We start from the raw sequence: 23,892 nt of genomic DNA, 5'->3' as shown, positions 1-23,892 counted from the left end.
ATATTGAAAAAGGAATGCCCCTAAAAGGTGCTTGGGGTAAGAAGGGTGGCTTTTTGGTATTGAAAAAGTGTTGATAAATTGTTTAATAAAGAAGGGCGTATGTGCTTTAAAGGCTATCATTTTGTGTATATTGGCATGTTTTTTAACTAAAATAATTCTAGGATTTAAAAATGGCAGAAGGAGAAAAATTGATCCCGATTAACATCGAAGAGGAAATGAAATCTGCTTACATCGACTATTCGATGTCAGTCATTGTGTCACGTGCTTTACCTGATGTCAGGGATGGTTTAAAACCAGTTCACAGAAGGGTGCTTTACGGGATGTACGAACTTGGGGTGCGATCCACTAGTTCCCATAAAAAATCTGCGCGTATCGTGGGTGAGGTTCTAGGTAAGTACCACCCGCATGGTGATACATCCGTATATGACTCTATGGTGCGTATGGCACAAGAGTGGAGCTTGCGCTACATGTTAGTAGATGGTCAAGGTAACTTTGGGTCCGTAGATGGCGATAGTCCTGCGGCAATGCGTTATACCGAGGCAAGAATGAGAAAGATTGCCGATGACATGTTGGCGGATATAGATAAGGAAACCGTAGATCATCAATTAAACTTTGATGATTCTTTAAAAGAACCTACCGTTCTTCCTACCCGTGTACCTAACTTATTGGTAAACGGAGCTTCTGGTATTGCGGTTGGTATGGCAACAAATATGCCTCCCCACAACTTAACAGAGGTTGTAAACGGAACCGTAGCCTATATTGAGAATAATGATATTGAGATCGATGAGATCATGACCCATATCAAAGCCCCTGATTTTCCAACAGGAGGTATTATATATGGATACGATGGAGTTAAAGAGGCTTTCCATACTGGTAGAGGTAGGGTAAAGATAAGAGCAAAGGCTGTTGTAGAAGAGGTACAGGGTAGGGAATGCATTGTGGTTACAGAGATTCCGTATCAGGTGAACAAGGCGGACATGATCAAGAAAACAGCCGATCTTGTTAACGAAAAGAAAATAGAAGGCATCTCTAGTATTAGGGACGAGTCCGATAGAAATGGAATGCGTATCGTTTATATCTTAAAACGAGATGCCATTCCTAACATTGTTCTTAATACCTTATATAAGTATACTGCACTACAAAATTCTTTTAGTGTCAATAACATTGCGTTGGTAAACGGCCGTCCGCAGTTATTAAACATAAAGGAAATGATTCATTATTTTGTGGAGCATCGCCACGAAGTAGTGGTAAGGCGTACGGAGTTTGAACTTAAGAAAGCGGAAGCTCGTGCCCATATTTTGGAAGGGCTGATTATTGCATCTGATAATATAGATGAAGTAATTGCAATTATTAGGGCATCTTCTAATGCAGATGAGGCAAGGGGGAACTTGATGGAACGTTTTAAATTAACGGAGATTCAAGCAAAAGCCATTGTGGAAATGAGACTTCGTCAACTAACAGGTCTGGAGCAGGATAAGCTACGTGCCGAGTATGATGAGATTCTTGTAACTATTGCCGATCTTAAAGATATTCTTGCTAGAAAAGAGCGTAGAATGGAAATCATTAAGGAAGAGCTGTTAGAGGTAAAAGAGAAGTACGGAGATGAACGTCGTTCCGAAATTAACTTGGCCGGTGGAGATTTAAGTATTGAGGATATGATACCGGATGAGCAAGTAGTAATTACTATTTCGCACGCTGGATATATCAAAAGAACCCCGGTTTCTGAGTACAAGACACAGAACAGGGGAGGTGTTGGTCAAAAAGCATCATCTACTAGAAATGAAGATTTCTTGGAGTATCTTTTTGTAGGAACCAACCACCAGTACATGCTATTCTTCACTCAGAAAGGTAAGTGTTTCTGGATGCGGGTTTATGAAATACCGGAGGGTAGTAGAACATCAAAAGGTAGGGCTATCCAAAACCTGATTAATATTGAGCAGGATGATAACGTTAAAGCGTTTATCTGTACCCAAGATCTTAAGGATGAAGAGTACGTAAACAGCCACTACGTAATTATGGCCACCAAAAAAGGTGTGGTTAAGAAAACTAGCTTAGAACAATACTCACGTCCAAGACAAAATGGAATCAATGCTATTGGTATTCGTGAAGACGATGAGTTGCTAGAAGCAAAATTGACTACCGGTACTAGCCAAATTTTCTTAGGTTTGAAGTCTGGTAAGGCTATACGTTTTGAGGAAAGTAAGACACGCCCTATGGGTAGGAACGCTTCCGGTGTGCGTGGTATTACCCTAGCGGACGATAATGATGAGGTAATTGGCATGGTTTCCGTTCATGATATGGAAGATAACCTTCTTGTAGTTTCTGAAAATGGATATGGTAAACGTTCCAATATAGATGATTACCGTATAACCAATAGAGGAGGTAAAGGAGTTAAGACCATTTCTATTACTGAAAAAACGGGAGGTCTTGTTGCCATTAAGAATGTTTCGGATTCGGATGACCTAATGATTATCAATAAATCAGGTATCGCTATTAGAATGAGTGTAGAGGATCTTCGGGTTATGGGTAGAGCCACACAAGGGGTTCGTCTTATCAATCTAAAAGGTAACGATTCTATTGCGGCAGTAGCTAAGGTGATGAAGGACGAAGACGATCTTACGGATGCAGATGTATTGGATATAGATGTTAAGGCAGAAGAAGATGGCACGGCTCTTGATATTGACAATACCGAAGGAACAGAAGAAGAATAAATTTTGAACTATAATTATAACACTAATATTTAATTAAATTGAAAATGAAACGTAGATTTTTAATAGTTGCGAGCCTTTGTTTTTGCATGGTAGGATTCGCACAGAAGAACGAAATAAAAGCAGCCGAAAAGGCTATGAAAGCTGGTGATGCTGCTTCTGCAAGTAGCGCACTTGAAGCTGTTTCGGGTTCCATTTCAGGAGCTGATGCAAAATTACAGGCGCAATACTATTTCGTAAGCGGTAAAGCCTATGCAGATTTAGCGAAAAAAGGTGATGCCAGTGCTTTCAAAAAAGCAGCGGATGCTTTTCAAAAAGTGATTGAAGTAGAAGAAAAAAGCGGAAAGAAAAAATATTCCGATGAAACTCAACAACACATGTCTGCCTTAAGTGCTGATTTGGTAAACTCTGCTGTAGAAGATAACGGTAACAAGAAGTTTAAAGAAGCTGCGGAGAAGTTGTATACCAGCTACAAGATTAGCCCAAAGGATACATCTTACCTTTACTATGCGGCAAGTAGCGCTGTAAACGGTGGTCACTATGAAGAGGCGTTGTCTTACTATAACGAACTTCAAGAAATAGGTTACGACGGTAGTGGTGTTATCTATAAAGCTACTAATGTAGAGACAGGTCAAGAAGAGGAGATGGACAAAACTCAAAGAGATTTGATGGTAAAGTCTGGAACTTACAAAGACCCTAAAGATGAGAGATCTCCGTCTAAGAAAGCTGAAATCGTTAAGAATACGGCTTTAATCTATACTCAATTAGGACAAGATGATAAAGCTTTGGAAGCTTATAAAGCGGCAAGAGCTAACGATCCAGAGGATGTAAACCTGATCTTGAACGAAGCCAACCTGTATTACAAGATGGGTGATAAGGAAAAGTTTAAAGAGTTAATGGCGGAAGCAGCTTCTGTAGCTCCTGATAATCCAGATTTACATTACAACATTGGGGTAATTAACATGGAGCAGGGTAACTTGGAAGATGCGAGAGCTTCTTACAAGAAAGCTTTGGAAATCAACCCTGGTTACACTAATGCTCAGTTAAACCTTTCTACAACTTACGTTAACGAAGGTAACGGTCTAATTGATGAGATGAACTCGTTGGGCAATTCTAAAAAAGATATTGCTCGTTATGATGAGCTAAAAGAAAAGAAAGATAACCTTTTCACTCAAGGAGCTACTGTATTGGAGGATGCTTTAAAGTTGAACCCAGATAACCAAGGTATCTTAACGCAGTTGAAAAACATCTATGGCGCAATGGGCGACACGGAGAACTTTACAAGAGTTAAGAAGCTTTTAGGAGAGTAATCCCTGTTTATAAACACAAAAAATCCCCTTGGAATTTTTCCTAGGGGATTTTTTTTATGCCGTTTTTTTGGGTCTAAACAATTTGTTTAATTACCCTAAGTTTATGGGTGTAACTACCTGTTTCATTATTGAATATTCCGGTATGGTCAATACGATCTATCCGTACTTTTCCATCTACGTGAATGATGTAGTTATTTTCCATGATAATGCCAACATGGTAAATTTCACCTTCATTGTTGTCAAAAAAAGCTAAATCCCCAGCTTCGGTTTCCTCAATAAAACTTAATGCATGACCTTGGCCGGATTGATCGGCCGCTTTTCTAAGTAGCCGGTACCCGTTAACTTTATACACCATTTGGGTGAATCCTGCAGCGTCAATACCAAAAGGAGTTTTTCCGCCCCACAAGTATGGAGCGTTCAGGTATAGTAATGCCGTCTGTATGATTTGGCTTTTGTCTTTTTTGTTACCGTTGCATTTACCGTCAAAAGTATGGGAAAGTATAGAGCAATTACTTGTTGTTGATCCTAGAATCACGGGTAAGAGAACTGAGTTTTCCGTTTCTACGAAAGAAATAAGGTCTGAAGTGTAACTTACGTTTTTAGAAGACTCTATACTCTTATATGTCTCTTCGGAAATTAGGGTCATTTGGTGATTGTTCACCCATCCTTCAAATTTATCGAAAGCAAGGCGAATGCGGCTCCAAGCCTTTCTACGCTCCAAGACTTTAAAATGTTCGCCGTATACCAATTGAGAAACCATTTCTGACGTTTCATCGGCATTTACACGAACGGAAACTATACTTAGGGGACAAATTCCGTATTGCATATGTTTGGTTGAATGAAGGTGTTCTTTATCGTTCTACAATTATTGCAGAAGCTCCACCTCCGCCATTACATATTGCGGCAGCCCCTATTTTTGCATTGTTCTGCTCTAAGACATTCAACAGCGTTATAAGAATACGCGCCCCAGAACAACCTAATGGATGTCCTAGGGATACGGCACCACCATTTACGTTTACATTTTTATCCGTTAACCCCAATAGTTTCATATTAGCCAATCCTACCACGGAAAACGCTTCGTTAAACTCAAAGAAGTCTATGTCATCTATTAAAATACCAGCTTTGGCAATAGCTTTTGGAAGTGCTTTGGCCGGTGCGGTAGTGAACCATTTTGGTTCTTGAGCGGCATCGGCATAACTTTTAATAGTAGCCAAGGGTTTTAAATTTAATTCTTTCGCTTTTTCTTCGCTCATTAAAACCAGTGCAGCAGCTCCATCATTAATAGTAGAAGCATTTGCTGCGGTAACCGTTCCGTCTTTTGAAAAGGCTGGACGCAGTGCGGGAATTTTATCCATTCTCACATTCTTGAATTCTTCGTCTTCGGAAACAACTACAGGCTCTCCACGACGCTGAGGTACTTCTATTGGCGTTACCTCATTGTTGAATTTCCCGTCTTTCCATGCTTCTGCGGACCTTTTGTAAGACTGCACGGCAAAATTATCTTGGTCTTCTCGGGAAAACTTGTATTCTGTTGCACATGCATCGGCACAAACTCCCATAGCTTGTTGGTCGTAAGCATCTACCAGACCGTCTTTTTGCATTCCGTCTTCCAAAGTAGTGGGGCCAAATTTTTGTCCGTTTCTCATATGAACATAATGCGGAATAAGGCTCATATTTTCCATTCCTCCGGCCACTGCAATTGAAATATCGCCTAGGGCAATAGCTTGAGCTGCCTGCATAACGGCTTTCATACCGGAAGCGCAGACTTTATTTATGGTAGTACAGGGTACATTATCAGGAATTCCTGCAAAAATTGCCGCCTGTCTTGCAGGCGCTTGTCCGGTTCCTGCTTGAACAACGTTACCCATTAAAACCTCTTCAACTAGATTGGGTTCAAGATTTATTTTAGCGAGTGCCGCTTTTATGGCCGAAGCCCCAAGTTTAGGAGCTGGAATTGAGGATAACGCTCCCATAAAACTACCTATTGGAGTTCTGGTGGCAGATACAATGACTACTTTTTTCATATTAAGACAAGAATTTCTCGTATCACAAAACTAAGAAATTAATAGGCAATACATTTCGTTGTTTTGATAAAAGCCCCTCGGAAGTTTATAATTTTCTATTTTTGACTCAGATACATGGCCCATGCGCAATTTTTTGGATAGACTTTTTAAAAACCAATCGCTTTTATATAAGTATTTTCTATACTTGGTATCGGTGGTTTGTATAGTTTTATTCTTTCCCCAAGGGGGAAAATTTAAATACGAGTTTCAAAAAGGAAAACCATGGCAGTATGAGAATCTGTATGCTCCTTTTGACTTTTCCATACAAAAAAGTAATGAAGATATTTCTAAGGAAAAGACCGAGCTTCTTAACAATCAAATAGATTATTTTAAACTAGATACTTCTGTTAAACAAGAAGTAGCCCAAGAATACGAGCAAAAATTTTCTACGGTATTTACTGGCGAACGATTTAGTCCAAGTGCCTTGGAAGCTTTGGATGGAGCGGGGAAGGATATCCTAGAACAGTTGTATAAAAACGGAGTTCTGGCAAAAAACAGTAAACCAGGGGTAAAAGAACAGTTCTATCTCGTAAATGATAACCAAGCGGAGCGTGTTGCGGTCAGCAATTTTGTTCAGATTAAGGACTTGAGAACTGTACTTAAAAAAATTCTTCAAAAGAAAGATTTAGACATATATGCTCAAGAATATCAAGACTTGTTCTTGGATATTGTGAGGCCAAACATTACGTATGATAAAAATCTCTCTGAAAAAGCGCTGAATGAAGCGTTATCAGGCATATCACATACCAGGGGAACGGTAGATGAGGGAAAACTCATTATAGCCAAAGGAGAGGTTGTTGAGGCCGAAAATTTAAATGTGCTGAACTCTCTAAAAACGGAATATGAGTCAGAATTATGGACGGCCAACAACTATTATTTTATATTGTTCGGTTATACCGTTTTGGTTGCCCTAGTGCTCATGATGCTTTTTCTCTTCCTAAAAAAGTATAGGAGAGAGAATTTTGAGAATAGCACTAAGGTTACCTTTATTTTCTTTAATATTCTGTTCATGGTGTTTGTTACCACTATGGTAGTTAAATATGATGAAGCCTTCGTTTTTGTAGTGCCCATTTGCATTTTACCCTTGGTGCTTAAGACCTTTTTTGATGCTAGGTTAGGTCTTTTTGTTCATGTGTTGACCGTACTTATTTTGGGCTTTGTAGTTCCCAACAGTTTTGAATACATCTTTCTACAGATAATTGTGGGAATCGTTACTATACTCACGGTATCCGAACTTTATAAAAGAGCCAATCTTTTTATATCCGTAGGCCAGATTACTTTGATATATGTTGTGGGCTATTTGGCTTTTCATATCATACATGAAGGAAATCTGGACAATATTCAATGGTTTACGTTGGGGCTTTTCTTTTTGAACGGAATGATAACCCTTTTTGTGCAACCACTTATATATGTATATGAAAAGGTCTTTGGATTGGTTTCCGATGTGTCTTTGTTGGAACTATCGGATACCAATTCTAAGCTATTAAAGGAGCTTTCTAATAAAGCTCCGGGAACTTTTCATCATTCATTACAAGTAGCGAACCTAGCGGAAGCTGCGGCAAACGAAATTGGTGCAAATGCCATGTTGGTCAGAGTAGGGGCGCTATATCATGATATTGGGAAAATGAACCACCCCACTTATTTTACGGAGAACCAGATTACCAATGTAAACCCTCATGATGAATTGTCGCCAAAGGATAGTGGTAAAATAATAATCAACCATGTAATTGATGGAATTGAACTGGCCAGAAAAAACAAGATACCGGATCGAGTCATAGATTTTATACGATCGCATCACGGTACATCTTTGGTTTATTATTTTTATAAAAAACAACAAGAGTTGGAAGAAGATGTGGATGAGGCTAATTTTAGATATCCAGGGCCCATACCTTTTTCAAAAGAAACGGCCATACTTATGATGGCAGATTCGGTTGAAGCCGCATCCAAGAGTTTAAAGAATCCTACTTCGGGTATTATTGAAGAATTTGTAGACAAAATTGTAGCGGGCCAAATGAGTGCCGGACAGTTTTTGAACGCTAATATTACCTTTAAGGAGATTGAGGCGATAAAAAAGATTTTTAAGCAAAAATTGATAAACATCTACCATCTGCGAGTGGAATATCCTGAATGATAAGGGGGTATGAATATTAGAAAGTAGGCGATTCAAATTATTTTAGAGGCCATCTAGAAATAGTTTTAAACTTATTGAAAAAAATAAAGAAAATAGTTGCGAACTTGAATACAAAAACATACATTTGCAACCGCAATTTTAGCCACGGAGACGTACTAAAATTAAGTTCATTGAAGAGATTACTGGAGAGGTGCCTGAGTGGCCGAAAGGAGCGGTTTGCTAAATCGTCGTAGGTGGAAACACTTACCCAGGGTTCGAATCCCTGTCTCTCCGCAATAGCTGTCAAAGCAAATTGCGAGGGCAGAAAAATTTCTCAAGTATTGAAATAATATTGATAACCACTCGGGGTGTAGCGTAGCCCGGTTATCGCGCCGCGTTTGGGACGCGGAGGTCGCAGGTTCGAATCCTGCCACCCCGACAAAAACCAGTTCAGAAATGAACTGGTTTTTTTATTTTCAAAGAAAATAATTCTAATAGAATAGCGGCTCAAATAATCAGTTACTAAATTTATAGTTTTCAACTTCTTTTTAATTTTTAAATTAATTAGACTTTCGTTTAACTTTTTTTAATGAAAAACCATAGCCATGACAAGTTTGTATACACTTGCATTTTATCTGTAAATAAGGATTAAATTCCAATAGTATCTAGACTAAGAAACCCATTGCTTATTAAAAGCTGAACAAATAGCTGGTAAAGTGAAAGCGATTCATTTCACAGATGGTACAATATTATTAAAAAAGCTCTTTTCCCAGAAAACAGGATGACGCAATAAAAGTAAATATACTAGCCTGATTTTACCATAAACTGACAGTTGGACCTGTCAATAAATTTGGTATATTTTTTGTAAATCGGAAATTAAGTATTTTGTTTTTCAGCTCACCAACGGGTGAGTTTCATAATCTATTGTTTAATATTAAATATCTTCTGTTATGCAAACACAAGCTATTGATAATCGAGCAATGAATCATGAAAGTGCTCAGCAACGTTTCCGGGTAGAAAAGTTTGATATGAACGTGCAAGATGAATATATTCAAGTTCGTATCGCTTCCCCCGTATTAAAGCCTAACAACTATAGCGTTGAAATCAAGAATGATAAGCTTAGACTCAAACTCATCGGCAATGATGACGGCAGTAAGCCATTGGCGCTTCCTCTAGTCTGTGATTTCTATCTTCCCAAATCTGGATACAATGAAATAGGAAAGCAAATTTTTAAGAACGAAGTGTTGACTCTGACTTTATTTAAATCTACTCTTAAGCCAGAGTTGCAGCGAATATTGGCTTTACATACGGCTTAACCCTTAATATGCTTTGTTATGAAAAAAACCAAATATCAAATAGGGTTGGGGGTGTTTTGTTTTTTTACTACTGTTTTTGGGGCATCCCTAAAGCTTTGGCACTACCCTTATGGAAATTTCTTTTTGCTTCTAGGGTTGATTAGCATGCTCGTCTTAATGGTATTGCTTATTCCTAGGGAGAATAGTTTTTTAGATAGGTTTTCAAAATAATTCAAGTAGAACATCAGATTTTGATTTCTGCATTTATAAAATACTATTTATTATCTATAGAAAGTTTAATTGTTTAAATATCAGTGTAATATGTCATTTTTTCAGTTTTTGAAATTTTGACAGAATACATTTTATTTGGCATTCATTTTGCCTCTTACCGTACACACATTTGGATGAAGTTTAACTAAAAAAAATTAAAGCTATGAGTAATCTAGTGAATGTAAAAAATGGAGGTTTTGCTAATTCAAATTATAACAACCTTAGCCTCCCAAGTTGGTCTTCTTGGATAGATGAAGTGTTCAATAGAGATTTTCCTTTGGTTTTTACCTCTAATTTTAACTTAGGAATGACCTTGCCTAAGGTAAACATTAGAGAAACTAAAGATGCTTATGTTGTGGATATGGCCGTTCCAGGTCTCAAAAAATCCGACTTTGAAATTGATATTGACAATAAGGTACTTTCAATTACCAGTGAAGTTGAAAAAAGTAATGAACATAAAGATGACAATTATATACAACGTGAGTTTGGATATTCTTCATTTAAACGTTCTTTCACATTGCCTGAAACGGTAAAAGAAGATAAAATCAAGGCAGGTTATAAAGAAGGAGTACTTACGATTCACCTTCCGAAAAAGGAAGAAGCTATACAAAAACCGCCACGAAGTATTAGAATTTCATAACCTAAAATGGCTTATTCAAGGTCGGCAATGCCGGCCTTTCTTATCTTTTATATTTAAAATAGGATTGTATAACCGTAAATATTATAAAGATGAAAAAATACACTGTGATGCTATTGGCAGCTTTCTTATGCACCGCTTGCAATAGTCAAGAGAAAGAGAGCAGAGATAAACATATAGCTCAAAATAAAGAAAATACGACATATACACCTATGGGTAGCTGGAAAATTAATAAGGAATTTGATGAAGCGGGAAACTTAATTCGTTATGATTCTATCTACTCTTATTCGTCTGGCAGCAATCTGGATGAGCTTGCCTCATTTGACCGAGATAGTGTTCTAAAGTCAATGCAATCAAGATTTTATAAGAACTTCTCAAGCTTCAACTTTGACCAAGAAGGGTTTGGTGATTTCTTTAAAGAAGATTCACTTTTTACCAGACGTTTCTTTAGCGATGATTTTTTTGAAAGTGATTTTGGCAAAGATTTTATGAGAATTGACGAAATGCACGAACAAATGGAAGCGATGCAGAAACACTTTTTAAATCGGTATAAACCATTAATAGAGGCTGATGACGATAAGGATTCAACGAAACGGCAGTAGATAAACGGAAGAACAATTAAGTTGAAAAGTCCGGCATTTCTTTGCTGGACTTTTTTAATTGAAAATTAAAAGCGTCATTTTTTAGTAATTTGATTTTCCCTTTGATACCTTATTTCTTTAACTATCAAGAAAACTTCTTAATATATTCAGAAGGGGTTTTCCCATATTTTTTACGAAAACATTTGCTAAAATACTTAGGGTTTCGAAAACCTACTTCATAACTTACTTCGGAAATATTCATTTTACTTTGTTCAAAGTAAAGAGCCGCCCGTTTTAGCCTTATTTCGCTAATAAATTCTTTTGGAGTAAAATTAGTCCATGCTTTTATTTTAGAGAATAACATTGTACGGCTTACTCCTAATTCTTTACAAAATGTAGCAACATCAAACTCGGCGTTGGAAATGTTGGATTCTACAATTGTCATGGCTTTTTCCAGTAATTTTTCATCTAAGGAAGTTACGGTTAGCTCACTGGCCAAGAGATGGGTTTCACTTGAGAATTTTTCTCTCAAACGTCTTGAAGATTCCAACAGGTTTCGTACTCTTAATTTAAATTCTTTAATATTAAAGGGCTTGCTAATGTAGTCATCTGCACCACTTTCCAGACCTTCAAATTTATATATTAAGGAGGTACGAGCTGTAAGTAAAATTACGGGTATATGGCTTGTTTTAATATTTTGCTTAAGGTGCACACATAATTCTGTTCCGAACATTTTAGGCATCATTACATCGCTTATAACCAAGTCAGGATTAAATTTCAGTGCTTTTTTCAACCCTTCTTTTCCATTTTTAGCCTCTTTAATTGCATATTCTTTACCTAGGAAATTTTTAAAAAATGATCGTAACTGGTCATTGTCCTCAACAATTAAGATTAAGGGCAATTCATTGTTTGGGCGAAGGTTTTCAATTGGGTCATCAAAAATTAACTCTTTATCCCCATGGGTTAATTGAGAGGTGTATTGTGCAATATCATCACTGAACTTAAAATCAGGAATGATTTCCTCTTCTGAAAGATGTTCTTTTCCTAGCGGTAAACTTACTTTAAAAATGGCTCCCTTTCCTTCATTATTGAGAGCCTTTATAGATCCATGGTGCAACTCAACGGTGTTTTTGGCAATGGCAAGCCCTATGCCTGTTCCTTTTGTATAATTGGGGCCTACGTTTTTTTCTTCGGGTACTTCAAAAAACCTATCAAAAACCTGCTTAAGATAGGGGTAGGGAATACCAATTCCTGTATCTTTTACATCTATAAAAATGTTTTCATGGTTTTTGTAAACATAGATACCAATTTTGCCACCGTTTGGCGTATACTTAAATGCATTGGAGATGAGGTTATAAAAAACTTGCTCTAGTTTATATCTATCGTAGAAAACTAAGATTTCTTCGTGGGAACTCTCAAAAGTATAAGTGTATTTTTTATCCTTGGCATATTCTGTAAAGGACAAATATATTTCCCGTAGAAATTTTATGATATTTCCTTCGGCGGCTTGCAGTTTGGATTGGCGGTCTTCTAATTTTCTAAAGTCCATTAACCTATTGATTAATTGAAGTAGGTGATTGGCACTACTTTCTATGACCAACAATTTTTTATACATTAGGCTACTACCTTTATAATCTGCAAGTATTTGTTGTAAGGGACCTAAAATTAGGGTTAGGGGAGTTCTAAAGTCATGTGATATATTGGTGAAAAACTGCAGTTTGGCTAAATGATTTTCTTCCTGTCTCTTATTTTCTAACTGCTCCCATCGTAAATCCTGTTTCAACCGCGCCTGAGATTTTACAATGAGGTATAAACTGAAAGAGCCAATAGCAATTAGTAGACCATATAGGGCAAAAGCCCAATTGCTTTTCCATGGGGCAGGTTTAATGGTGATTTTTAGCTGTGTTGCGCTTTCATTCCAAATACCATCATTATTTGCACCTTTTACCTCAAATAGGTAATCTCCTGGTTTTTGAAGTGTATAAAAAGCTTCAGTATTTTTTGTGAATGTCCATGTGTCATCTAAACCAACCAGCCTGTAGGCATAACTATTGTTATTGGGGCTTATATAACTTGGCATGGAATAATTAATGGAAAAATGAGAGTTCTGATGATTCAGGGTAATTTCATCGGAATAGGTTATGGTGCTCGTTAATATTTTCCGTTCATCATTTATGGGTATGGATTTGTTCTTTATTTGCAAATCCGAGAGGATAATTTTTGGAGCATAGGTATTGGTAATTAGTTTTTTAGGATTAAAAAATGTGACCCCTTCGTTACCTCCAAAATAGATTTTTTCATCATTTAATCGCAAACCTGCGTTTGGGCTAAACTCATTACTATTTAATGAATAGCGTTGGTCGTAAACCACAGACTCTTTGGAGCTAGCATTGTATTTAACTATTCCTTTATCAGTACTCAGCCAAAATTCATCTTTGGCATTTTCAATAATAGTGAATACTGAAGAAACGGAGTTTTCTTTATTTAATGGTATTTGTTCAAAATCTAAACCGTTAAACTTAAATAAACCTTCGGTTTTTGTGCCAACATAAATTTGTTGCTTACTGTCTTCAATCACCGTCTTAATATCATTACCGTAAAGTGTACTTCTAAAGAATTGAGATACTTCATATTGGTTTTCTTCCTCATCTTTAAATGTTATTAGGTTTAAGCCTCCCAAACCGCCAGCCCAAATCCTACCCATACTATCTATACATAAGGTTTTTATAACGTTTGACGAGAGTACCGGGCCTGTTTTCGACTTTTTTCCATAGATTCTAAAAGTCTTGGTTTTTAAATCATACCTGACCAGTCCTTTGCCAAACGTACCTATCCAGTATACTTGGTCTTTTGCTTCTTTTATTACGTATACACCCGTATTCTTGAGGTAGTCTTTAAGCTCATTGGATATAACATCTTCCAACATTTTTTTTGAATGGACATCATACACGAGAATACCATAGTTTAAAACCCCCGCCCACAGTACGTTTTTCTTAGAAAGGTATAAGGTTTGAATGTTGTTAGGCCTAAGTTCTTCAGCATCCGATAAATTAAGGGTCTCAAGTTTTTTGTTTTTTGGATTCAGGATGGTAATATCTCCTCCTTCCGTGCCAAAGTATATATTAGAGGAATCATCTGAAACAATTGAGTTAACTATATTATTATCAATATCATGATTGACAAAATTCACGAAGTTTTCATTAGACTCTGTCCATATATTAACACCACCACTATATGTGCCCAACCAGATGGTTCCATTTTTATCCTTAAAAGCAGATTTAATAAAATTTTGACTTAATGAGTTTTTTGCCCTATTGTTACTTTTTAAATCCCATATCTTTTTTTCGGGCCCTATGACCCGTACCCCATGTGAAGTTCCTAGCCAAACGGATCCATCATTGGAAGATTGAACAACGCGCACATCTGCAGAGAGGGGAATAATCTGTTCGTTGTGTAAAAGAAATTTTTCATTCTCAGTGTTGAACAGCATATAGCCGTTGTATTTGGTTGCTATACCTAAGGTGGTAGAATCTATTTGGTTTATATCTTGAATGAAAAGGTTTTCAGTCCCGTCATTGTATTTAAACTGTTTAAAGGTAAATCTATCATTGTTTTTACTCTCCAATCTGGCCAAGCCCTTGGTAGTCGCTATCCAGATCCGTTTGTTTTCATCAATAAAAATACGTTGTATGTTCTCGCCTGGCAGGCCATTGGCATCACCTTCTTTGTACAGTATATGGGTAAAGTTGTTTTTAGATTTGTTAAAGATTGATATTCCATTTGCCGTACCGAACCAAATTTCTCCATTCCCTATTTCTTTACTGCAAATAACTACAGCGTTGCATAAACCATCAGGACCGTTTCTTTTATAAAAGCTCTTAAAAGTATTTTTAACGGGATCGTACCGGTTAAGCCCATTATAGGTTCCTACCCAAATGTATCCATCACTATCTTCATTTATAGATAGAATGTCGCTATTGCTTAAACTGGTCGAATCTCCAGGAACATATTTAAAAATGTCAATGTTGGTGCCATTATATCTGTTTAAGCCATTTCGGGTGCCAAACCACATTTGCCCCAAACGGTCTTGTTCAATAGCAATTACCGAATTGTTTGAAAGCCCATTCTCTACTGATAAATGGCGAAAATGGAAATCATTTTCTTGCGCAAGAAGGCATTCTCCTAGGAGGAGAAAAAAAATCATAAACCGGTTACGATTCAGTGTTGACATTCGTGATTTTTAGTTTCTTGACACAGTTTTGATATGAAGCAAGTATTATAAAAAAATGATTTAATCTTTCTTGGCAGCCATATGGTTTTATGGAAAGCCTTGGAACTTAAAATGATGCAAAAAACGGAGTGGGCAATTTTAACAATGGAGCAATGTCGGTTTTCAAAATTAATGAAAAGAAGGAATTACCAAAATTATTTTTTTGGTGAAGTGCTAATTCTGTTTTAGAAATGACTACATCGGGACAGTACAGGATGCTATCATTTTATTTGAAAGTTAATTTTGAGAGATATCTATTGATTTCAAATGGAAATGAAAAAATGCATTGTTGTTTACCTGTTCCTTTTTTGCATGGTTTTGTGTGGAACCTTAATGGGGCAAACTAATATAAAGGAGACAAAAACGTTTCCGGAGATTCAACCACCAGCGGGGCGCATTGCTATTGTTGCAGATGGGAATTCCCCTGATCCTGATGATTTAGGGGGTACTGCTGTTTCTTTGGCACTATTAAGAGCTGCAAATCTAGATAATAGACTTGTGCATTATTCCCATAGTTGTGATTTGGTTAGGGGTGACCGAATTTCTGAACGAGCGGAAAATGAAAGACATGCATTAATGCAGAGTTCGTGCGATGTTACTGCAAGAAGGTGGGGTGGTTTTTCGGACTTAACTTTTTTAGATGCTAGTTGGCAAAAAGAAAAAACGGTGAACGATTTAAAAACTGCAATTAACGCTTCATCCGAAAAGGATCCGCTTTGGATTATCGAGGCAGGGGAGCCCGATATTATTGGAATGGCCCTAGATGCATCGGAAAAATCAAAACATAAATATGTAAAAGTAGTAACGCATCATCCAGCTAATGATAATGCGGGAGACTTTTACACATGGCAGCAAATATTGGATTTTGGAGTGGAAGAAGTTCGTATTCCGGATCAAAACACCCATTTAAAAGTAGCATTGCCAGAATGGGATTGGGCCAAAAACCATCCGGATTCTAGACTGCAACAAATCTGGCTTCAGGGGAAAATTGCCGAAGTAGATGATGTTGTTAAGTTTCAAAAGGGAAAATGGGATTGTTCGGATGCAGGTATGATTTTGTACTGGATAACTGGAGCAACGAACGGAGGACTGGAGTTGGGAACTGTAAAAAATGTAAAAGCACTTTTGTTGGATTTCATAGATAAGAATTAAAATCAAAAATTTTTGAACTAAACTTAATATGGAGCATGGAAAATCTAGTATAGAATCTCTTACAGGATGTTATTTGATAAATCAACTATTTCTTAAAGGGATTTCTATAGTTCTCTTTTTAACGGCAATTACGGTTAAGGGGCAGTCATTGCAACATCCCATAATTTATACAACACAACAGGAAAGAGATTTTGTTTTAGAGAAAATTAAAAAATATGATTGGGCAGAAAGTGTCGTCTCTCAATTGCATGAACATGTAGATGGAGCTTTGGAAGTTCATCAGACCCATCCGTTGATTATTTTAAATAGAATACCCGCGTTTGAGGTTCATGACCATGAGAACAAAGAAAGAGAAGCCGGCCCAATAGCAGCTGCGCATAACGAGGTATTGTCTCTAGCGGCTAATGCAGGAGCGCTATATTTCATAACACAAGATGAAAAATATGCACAGTTTGCAGCTGATATTTTAGCCGTGTACACAGATGTTTTGTTTATTAAAACGCCCGAAACCACTACTATATGCGGGTATGCTTTTTTTGATCCAAGAACTACATATGCCCCATTTGCCGTAGCCTACGATTTTATCTACAATTATTTAAAGCAAAAAAATGTAAAGGTCTTTGATAAAGACAAGGGTCACTTAGTTGCTTTTGATAATACTAAAGCACAAAAGGCAATTGCCAATATGGTAGGCAATGTTCTGCAAGAATATGGAAAGCCGGATGTACATGGTAAGAGAGTTTCCAACCATCCTATACTTACCGCACCTGGAGCACTATTTGGAATTTTATGTATTGAAGATGACATGGAACGTGAGCGTTTGTTCAAAACTTTTTGGGAGAAGGGTACAGCGCATCAAAACTCGTTCAAGAACACCATCTTGCCTATGTTCTCGGGGCAAGGAATTTGGCCGGAATCACTTAGCTACAGTTTTATGCCCATTATTATGATGGTGTTGAATATTGTAGATAGTGTAAAACCGGAAATGAACGTAGCGGCAGATTATAAACATGTTCTTGAAGGAAACTTTCTATTCGATTATTTACGGCACCCCAACAGGACCTTTGTTAGATACGGAGATTCAAAACGGTATAATGACTTTACAGGGGATTTGTATAGATACACATTGAACCTTGCATCAAGAAAAGGATATAAGACATTGCAGAATAAAGCGGAATTAGCTCTTAAAAATTCTTATGAGGCCAATGGAGGTCATAGACCAAACCTATCCACGGGTAGTGTCTTTGATAATTTTAATTTGTTGGAGCTATTTTGGGGGCAGTCCGTACCCAAAAAAATAAAAGACTCGGTTAACTTGGATAAAGCCACCGTTATTGTAGACCATGCGGGTATAGCTCTTCAACGAAATTATGTTGATGAAAATAATGAAACGTATGGATTATGCGGTATTATAGGCGGAGCTCACTACGTACATAGTCACCTTACGGGAATAAGTATGGAATTGTATGGAGCGGGCTATATAATGGCGCCCAATGCGGGTCTGCCGGCTTCTGTTCCTGAGCGAAAAATTCCTTTGCACGAACACTATTTCAGATTATACGCGGGAAATAATACAGTAATCGTGAACGGTTCTTCCCATGGGCGGGACGAGGGTTCATGGAAGGGCAAGGCTAATGTTTGGCAGAATAAAACGGTAAATATCGCAGCGGAACCCAAGCATTTGGAAGAAAGAATATCCAAAGAGTTCAATTTTGCTACTCAATTCTTGGATGATACCGTAAACAATGCAAAACAGGAACGTACCTTAAGTATTATAAGAACTAGCGCAACTACGGGATATTATTTTGATATGTTTCGCTCTAAATCCAATGATGAGAATAAATTCCATGATTATGTCTATCATAATATAGGCGATAGAACTCAAATTTTTACTTTGGAAAATCAGGAATTGGCACTAAAAAAAACAGACCGCTATCAAAATGACATTGGTGACGTAGTGAAGTCTCCCGGATGGCGTTATTATGAGGACACACAATCAACTAAGGCTACTAAAAAAGGAATAAAGGTTAGGTTTGATATTGAATTTGACAATACTTACATGCACCTTTTTATTCCAGAAGGAGTTTCTAGGGAATACACCAAAGCATTGGCACCTCCAACTCGCGAAGCAAAAAACGGGTATATAGATAAAAAGACGCAAGTATTGGCCGTTAGGCAACAGGGCGAAGCTTGGGATAGACCCTATATTGGAATATTTGAACCTTCAACTCAAAAAGAAGCTAGTATTCAAAAGGTAGAACCATTATGGGACGAAGATAAGATTGTAGGTGCCATTGTAATCTCCAAAGTTGAAGATTCGCTTATAACCGACATTATCATTGTACAGGACAGGGACAATGCCATTTATAAAAATGATGAATTGAACCTGTATTTCAAAGGGCGATTTGGTGTAGTTCGTAAGACGGCTAAAGCTCATGGTGCTAATATAGTATTATACATAGGAGAAGGAGAGGTGTTAAAATTGGGTTCTAAAGAATTAAAGTCAAACTCTTTAAAGAGAGGGGTAATACAATTTGACGCGGAGTAATAAACATCGAGCATGTTTCTGGTATGACTTGTAATAGATTCAATTTTAAGTTATCAAGAAAATCACTAGACCTAATGATATGTTAGACAGGATTTGGAAAACTAGTAAAATTTCTAAAGGAAAAACTGAAGCCAACGGCTTTTTAAGTAGAATTTAGAGCGAAGGTTCGTAACAAGATAAGCAGAGAAAAGTAAAATTTCCAGTCTTTAGTCAGAACTTAATTGTCATAGGATCGTTAAACCCCTCAAGTTTAAATTGAAAAAAGCAGATATAGAAAAATAATTTGATTTCTATTTACAAATAAGAATTGTTGTGTACTAAAAATATAAGATGAACCTAATTCTAAAAACTAGTCTTTTTTGTCTAATTCTTTATTCTTTTTCTTGTGGCAGTAACGCTAAGAATATGACTAATCGTTTAAAAAAAACTGAAACAAATAATGAACAAGCACCCAATATCATTTTCTATTTGGCAGATGACCAAGATGTATATGATTATGGCTGCTATGGTAATGAAAAAGTACATACAACTGCCGTAGACCGTTTAGCCCAAGAAGGTTTATTGTTCACAAATGCGTTTACCGGTCAAGCAATTTGTGCACCAAGTAGATCTCAACTCTTTACAGGAAAATATCCATTAAAGAATGGTTGTTTTGCCAATCATACTGCTACGAGACCAACCATTGAAAGTGTTACCGACCACATGAAAAAATTGGGGTATGAAGTAGTATTGGCCGGAAAAAGTCATGTAAAACCCTCTAATGTTTATCAATGGGATAGAGAATGGCAACCAGTACCTAAAGAAAACGTACCAAGAGATTACATTCCGTTAGATAGCATAGAAAATTATTTAAAAAATAAGACTAAACCATTTTGTATGTTCATAACCTCAAAATATCCGCACGGAAAATATTTTGAAGTTGATAACCCTAAAGCAGAGGATATTAAATTCTATCCATTTAATGAGGATAAAAAGACAGACCCAGAATATGTAAAGTCTAAAGCAGGTTACTATAGAAGTATAAAAGAAGATAATACGCAACTAGAACGTGTTTTAAATTTAGTTGACACGTATTTAAGGAACAATACACTTTTTATTTATAGTGCAGATCATGGTGTTTCTGGCAAATTCACTGTTAAGGATATTGGTCTTAAAGTACCCTTAGTAATGCGTTGGCCAACGGTAATAAAGGCTGGCACAGTCTCTGACCAACTTGTTCATTACACAGATGTACTCCCCACCTTTTTGGATATTGCAGGCGGAAAAGCTATGCCAGATATGGATGGCAAAAGTTTTCTACCAATACTTCAGGGTAAGGATGTTGAAATAAACGAATATGTATACGGTGTTAGAACCAACCAAAATATACTGAATTCAGAAATTTTCCCCTCAAGAATGATTCGTAACAAGAAGTACAAATACATTAGAAACTTTAATTCTCTAGAAGTAGTAGAGAATAATCTCACGGGAAAAACATATGTAGATTACTTTATAAAAAGAGGGGCAAATAAATTTAAAAATGAACCATTTGAAGAGTTATATGATATTGAGAACGACCCATTTGAACAGTACAACTTGGCAAATGTTGAAGAATTAAAATCAGTAAAAGACACCCTTTCAAAAAAAATGTTCATTTGGATGAATTCTCAAGGCGATCTTCTTAATAAAATCGCCGGTAATATGCCCATTATAACTCCTAGTGGAAATAAAGGATTTAAGTTGGATCAAGATACGCCAACACGACAAATTGCCGATTCACTAAAAAACACATTGCAAAAAGAAGACTATACCATAATTGAACATTGGTAAACATAAAAGATGTAACATGAATAGATTTTTATATATCATATTATTTTTGGCAACCTTATTATTTTCATGTAAAAATGAAAATAATAAACCTATTGTAACCCAAGATAAAAAACCGAAAAACATATTGTTCATTGCAGTTGATGATCTGCGCCCAGAATTAAATTTTTATGGTGCCAAACACATAATTTCACCAAACTTGAACAAATTGGCCAGTGAAAGTTTAGTCTTTAACCGAGCATATTGTAATATACCGGTATGCGGTGCATCAAGAGCAAGCATACTTACTGGTATGAGACCTACAAGAAATCGTTTCTTTGATTATAGCACTAGAGCAGATGTAGACGTACCCTTTGCTACTTCATTACCTAAGTTTCTTAAACAAAATGGTTATACAACACGATCAAACGGTAAAATTTATCATCAAATAGATGATGATAGTTTAGCTTGGGATGCCATTTGGTTTCCTGACGGTAATATTCGTAATTATCAACTTAAAAAAAATATTGAAGAAAACGGAAATGCCAATTTAGCTGTTGCAGGAGCTACCGCATTTGAAATGGCAGAAGTTAATGACACCGCTTATTTTGATGGTAAAATTGCCCAAAAAGGTATTGCCGACCTAAAATTGCTGAAAAACGAGAAAAAACCTTTTTTCTTGGCTCTAGGTTTTATGAAGCCACACCTACCGTTTACTGCACCAAAAAAATACTGGGACCTTTATGATAGAAACGAAATAGAATTACCTCAAAGTTATGTACAACCAGAAACTACACCTAGTGAAGCCTTTCATAATTTTGGAGAATTGCGTAACTATGGCAACATTCCTAAAAGTGGGGAAATCCCTGATGATTTAGCAAAAGAACTCATACATGGTTATTATGCTTGCGTAAGTTATGTTGATGCGCAAATTGGTTTGGTATTAGACGAGTTAAAACGCTTAGATTTAGAAGATGATACAATAGTTGTTCTTTGGGGAGATCATGGTTGGAATTTAGGAGATCATAAATTATGGTGTAAACATGTCACATTTGAAACGGCTTTAAGAACACCCTTACTACTAAAAGTTCCAGGAAAAACCAGTGGTCAAACAACAGATGCTATAACAGAATATATAGATATTTACCCAAGTATTGCAGAACTTGTTGATATTGAAAATGTTCCAAAAACCGTACAAGGCAAAAGTTTTGTCCCTCTTTTAAAAGGTGAAAAATCTAGTAAAGATTGGGCAGTAAGTAAATTCAAAGATGCCGTTACATATATCAAAGGCGATCTATTTTATACTGAATGGATCAAAGATGATGGTACTGCCTACGCAAGAATGTTATTTGACCATTCAACAGATTCTTTAGAACTTGATAATTTGGCAGAGAAACCCGAATATAGGGAAAAGGTGAAGGCGCTTTCAAAAGACTTAAGGGAAAAATGGGGCAAAGATTTTTTAAGCGAATGACAAATTAACTGAAGTTTACAAAAATGAAAAATAACACGATTTGGAGTGTTCTATTGTTAATAATGACCCTACATAGTATAAAGGCTCAGGAGAAGCAAAATGTGCTAGTATTTTTAATAGACGATTTAAGAACAGAATTGGGCTGTTATGGAAACGATATGGTTAAAAGCCCTAATATTGATAAGTTGGCCAGTGAGGGTACACTATTTACCCGTGCCTATAGCCAGCAAGGAATCTGCGCTCCATCACGAATAAGTATATTAACTGGGTTACGTCCCGAAACCGTTGGTATTTATGATTTGTTTACCCCGCTTAGGTCAGTACATAAGGAGATGTTAACGGTGCCTAAATATTTTAAAGAGCATGGTTATAAAACCGTAAGTATTGGTAAAGTCTACCATCATGGGAGGGACGATATAGAAAGCTGGACCAATTTTACTCAAAAAGAACCCAACTCATGGGCAAGCCAATCCAATCTAGAGCTTATCGAAAAATTTCAAAAGGAAGGTCGAGAAAACACAAGAGGCCCTGCTTTTGAAAATGCAGATGTACCTGATGAAGGTTATAAGGATGGCAGGGCAACCCAACATGCCATACAAACTTTAAAAGAACTGAAGAATGATGATTTTGTAATGTTCGTAGGACTTACAAAGCCTCACTTACCATTTAATGCACCTAAAAAGTACTGGGATTTATATGATAAAGATTTGTTCGTAGTACCATCTCGGAATGAGCCTATAAATATGTACACTAATGCCCTTACGAATTGGAACGAACTACGTGCCTATTATGGTATTCCCCAGGAAGGTACTTTAGACGATAATCTTACAAGAGATTTAATACATGGCTATTATGCATCAATTAGTTATATGGATGCTCAAGTTGGTAAGATAATGACAACGCTGAATGATTTAGATTTGAGAAAAAATACCCTTGTTGTTTTTATGAGTGACCATGGCTATAAAATCGGTGAGTATGGAGCATGGTGTAAGCATACCAATTTTGAATTGGATGTACGGGTACCTTTGATAATTAGCAACAATTACGATGGTAGCGCCCCTCAAGAAATGCAGGTGTCAAAAGCCTTGGTTGAAAATGTTGATTTGTTTCCCACTCTTGTGGAAGCCTGCAATCTAAAAATGCCTTATTTGGACGGAAAGAGTTTATTACCGTTACTTAAAAATCCAGATGTAACGTGGAATGATGGTGCATATAGTTTATATCCAAGAGGAGAGAAAATTATGGGTTGTACCGTTACGGATGGTTTATGGCGGTACACGGAGTGGCGAGATAGCCAAACGCAACAGGTTAAATCAGTAGAACTTTACAATCATAGTGATGGCAATCCAATAGCTGTGGAAAATCTTGCGGGCAAGACAGCGCATAAAAGGGTTGAGACAAAAATGAAAACCTTGCTGAGAGAACGTTTCCCTAGAACTGATTATTCGTTTTATAAGTGATAGAGTAATTAAGGAAATAGTTTAATGTATCACGTTCAATACCTAGTAACGGCTCTTTGCTATGGGAAAGAGTAATGTAAATATGATGTCTGTTTTTATAGTAGGATTTTCTTTTTTAACGGCAATAATTTTTGTTCTACACAGCCGTGGTTTTTTAATAAGGAGTTTTTATAAAGGGCGTGTATAACATATCTCAAACGAGCTTTACAGTACAGTGCAGGACACCTTT

General features: G+C 36.7%; 14 protein-coding genes and 2 tRNA genes. 13 read left to right on the top strand and 3 right to left on the bottom strand.

Annotated elements, in window-relative coordinates; genetic code table 11:
• Positions 1-170 precede the first annotated feature (170 nt).
• Positions 171-2,711: a DNA gyrase subunit A gene (gene gyrA / locus KO513_RS03800; protein WP_215912365.1), complete on the top strand. Its 2,541-nt coding sequence runs from the start codon at positions 171-173 to the stop codon at positions 2,709-2,711.
• Positions 2,712-2,755: 44 nt separating this feature from the next.
• On the top strand, positions 2,756-4,018 hold the full coding sequence (locus KO513_RS03795) for a tetratricopeptide repeat protein (RefSeq protein ID WP_215440821.1): 1,263 nt from the start codon (positions 2,756-2,758) through the stop codon (positions 4,016-4,018).
• A gap of 73 nt (positions 4,019-4,091) precedes the next feature.
• Here the strand turns inward: KO513_RS03795 and KO513_RS03790 are convergent, their stop codons facing one another.
• Together KO513_RS03790 and KO513_RS03785 are read right to left on the bottom strand one after the other, a co-directional pair.
• On the bottom strand, positions 4,092-4,844 hold the full coding sequence (locus KO513_RS03790; RefSeq protein ID WP_215912364.1) for a C40 family peptidase: 753 nt from the start codon (positions 4,842-4,844) through the stop codon (positions 4,092-4,094).
• A gap of 25 nt (positions 4,845-4,869) precedes the next feature.
• Positions 4,870-6,042: an acetyl-CoA C-acyltransferase gene (locus KO513_RS03785; protein ID WP_215912363.1), complete on the bottom strand. Its 1,173-nt coding sequence runs from the start codon at positions 6,040-6,042 to the stop codon at positions 4,870-4,872.
• A gap of 121 nt (positions 6,043-6,163) precedes the next feature.
• On the opposite strand from KO513_RS03785, the gene KO513_RS03780 reads away from it, so the two are divergent.
• The 6 genes from KO513_RS03780 (at position 6,164) to KO513_RS03755 (ending at position 10,995) form a co-directional block, all read left to right on the top strand.
• The gene (locus KO513_RS03780; RefSeq protein ID WP_215912362.1) at positions 6,164-8,212 is read left to right on the top strand and encodes an HD family phosphohydrolase; all 2,049 of its coding nucleotides are present in this window, start codon (positions 6,164-6,166) and stop codon (positions 8,210-8,212) included.
• A gap of 184 nt (positions 8,213-8,396) precedes the next feature.
• A tRNA-Ser gene (locus tag KO513_RS03775) sits at positions 8,397-8,485 on the top strand.
• A 70-nt stretch (positions 8,486-8,555) separates the two neighbouring features.
• Positions 8,556-8,630 (top strand) — tRNA-Pro (locus tag KO513_RS03770).
• A gap of 511 nt (positions 8,631-9,141) precedes the next feature.
• Complete coding sequence (locus KO513_RS03765; RefSeq protein ID WP_215912361.1) at positions 9,142-9,507, top strand: hypothetical protein; 366 nt, start codon at positions 9,142-9,144, stop codon at positions 9,505-9,507.
• Between the two features lie 412 nt (positions 9,508-9,919).
• Complete coding sequence (locus tag KO513_RS03760; protein ID WP_215912360.1) at positions 9,920-10,396, top strand: Hsp20/alpha crystallin family protein; 477 nt, start codon at positions 9,920-9,922, stop codon at positions 10,394-10,396.
• 89 nt (positions 10,397-10,485) lie between these two features.
• A complete protein-coding gene (locus KO513_RS03755; protein WP_215912359.1) occupies positions 10,486-10,995 on the top strand; it encodes a hypothetical protein in 510 nt (169 codons plus the stop codon).
• Between the two features lie 124 nt (positions 10,996-11,119).
• On the opposite strand, the gene KO513_RS03750 is transcribed toward KO513_RS03755, so the two are convergent.
• The gene (locus KO513_RS03750; protein WP_252735674.1) at positions 11,120-15,205 is read right to left on the bottom strand and encodes a hybrid sensor histidine kinase/response regulator transcription factor; all 4,086 of its coding nucleotides are present in this window, start codon (positions 15,203-15,205) and stop codon (positions 11,120-11,122) included.
• A 372-nt stretch (positions 15,206-15,577) separates the two neighbouring features.
• Here KO513_RS03750 and KO513_RS03745 point away from each other — a divergent pair, with 372 nt between their 5' ends.
• From KO513_RS03745 to KO513_RS03725, 5 genes are all read left to right on the top strand, one after another.
• A complete protein-coding gene (locus KO513_RS03745) occupies positions 15,578-16,396 on the top strand; it encodes a hypothetical protein (RefSeq protein WP_215912358.1) in 819 nt (272 codons plus the stop codon).
• A gap of 28 nt (positions 16,397-16,424) precedes the next feature.
• A complete protein-coding gene (locus KO513_RS03740) occupies positions 16,425-18,944 on the top strand; it encodes a hypothetical protein (protein WP_215912357.1) in 2,520 nt (839 codons plus the stop codon).
• Between the two features lie 405 nt (positions 18,945-19,349).
• Entirely contained in the window at positions 19,350-20,753 is a 1,404-nt protein-coding gene (locus KO513_RS03735) for a sulfatase family protein (RefSeq protein ID WP_252735673.1), read from the top strand.
• Positions 20,740-22,203, top strand: coding sequence for a sulfatase (locus KO513_RS03730; RefSeq protein WP_252735672.1), 1,464 nt, complete (start codon positions 20,740-20,742; stop codon positions 22,201-22,203). Before KO513_RS03735 ends, KO513_RS03730 begins: the two co-directional genes overlap by 14 nt.
• 23 nt (positions 22,204-22,226) lie before the next feature.
• Positions 22,227-23,663: a sulfatase gene (locus tag KO513_RS03725; protein ID WP_215912355.1), complete on the top strand. Its 1,437-nt coding sequence runs from the start codon at positions 22,227-22,229 to the stop codon at positions 23,661-23,663.
• The last annotated feature ends 229 nt before the right edge of the window (positions 23,664-23,892 follow it).

The sequence above is a fragment of the Zobellia sp. B3R18 genome, from assembly GCF_018860715.1.
Taxonomy (GTDB): Bacteria; Bacteroidota; Bacteroidia; order Flavobacteriales; family Flavobacteriaceae; genus Zobellia; species Zobellia russellii.
This window is presented reverse-complemented; position numbering and strand designations above follow the sequence as displayed.

What these genes read in the sequence shown, in the direction of transcription:
- gyrA (WP_215912365.1), top strand. Translation starts at nt 171, where the DNA reads ATGGCAGAAGGAGAAAAATTGATCCCGATTAACATCGAAGAGGAAATG.
- KO513_RS03795 (WP_215440821.1), top strand. Translation starts at nt 2,756, where the DNA reads ATGAAACGTAGATTTTTAATAGTTGCGAGCCTTTGTTTTTGCATGGTA.
- KO513_RS03790 (WP_215912364.1), bottom strand. Translation starts at nt 4,844, where the DNA reads ATGCAATACGGAATTTGTCCCCTAAGTATAGTTTCCGTTCGTGTAAAT.
- KO513_RS03785 (WP_215912363.1), bottom strand. Translation starts at nt 6,042, where the DNA reads ATGAAAAAAGTAGTCATTGTATCTGCCACCAGAACTCCAATAGGTAGT.
- KO513_RS03780 (WP_215912362.1), top strand. Translation starts at nt 6,164, where the DNA reads ATGCGCAATTTTTTGGATAGACTTTTTAAAAACCAATCGCTTTTATAT.
- KO513_RS03765 (WP_215912361.1), top strand. Translation starts at nt 9,142, where the DNA reads ATGCAAACACAAGCTATTGATAATCGAGCAATGAATCATGAAAGTGCT.
- KO513_RS03760 (WP_215912360.1), top strand. Translation starts at nt 9,920, where the DNA reads ATGAGTAATCTAGTGAATGTAAAAAATGGAGGTTTTGCTAATTCAAAT.
- KO513_RS03755 (WP_215912359.1), top strand. Translation starts at nt 10,486, where the DNA reads ATGAAAAAATACACTGTGATGCTATTGGCAGCTTTCTTATGCACCGCT.
- KO513_RS03750 (WP_252735674.1), bottom strand. Translation starts at nt 15,205, where the DNA reads ATGTCAACACTGAATCGTAACCGGTTTATGATTTTTTTTCTCCTCCTA.
- KO513_RS03745 (WP_215912358.1), top strand. Translation starts at nt 15,578, where the DNA reads ATGGGGCAAACTAATATAAAGGAGACAAAAACGTTTCCGGAGATTCAA.
- KO513_RS03740 (WP_215912357.1), top strand. Translation starts at nt 16,425, where the DNA reads ATGGAGCATGGAAAATCTAGTATAGAATCTCTTACAGGATGTTATTTG.
- KO513_RS03735 (WP_252735673.1), top strand. Translation starts at nt 19,350, where the DNA reads ATGACTAATCGTTTAAAAAAAACTGAAACAAATAATGAACAAGCACCC.
- KO513_RS03725 (WP_215912355.1), top strand. Translation starts at nt 22,227, where the DNA reads ATGAAAAATAACACGATTTGGAGTGTTCTATTGTTAATAATGACCCTA.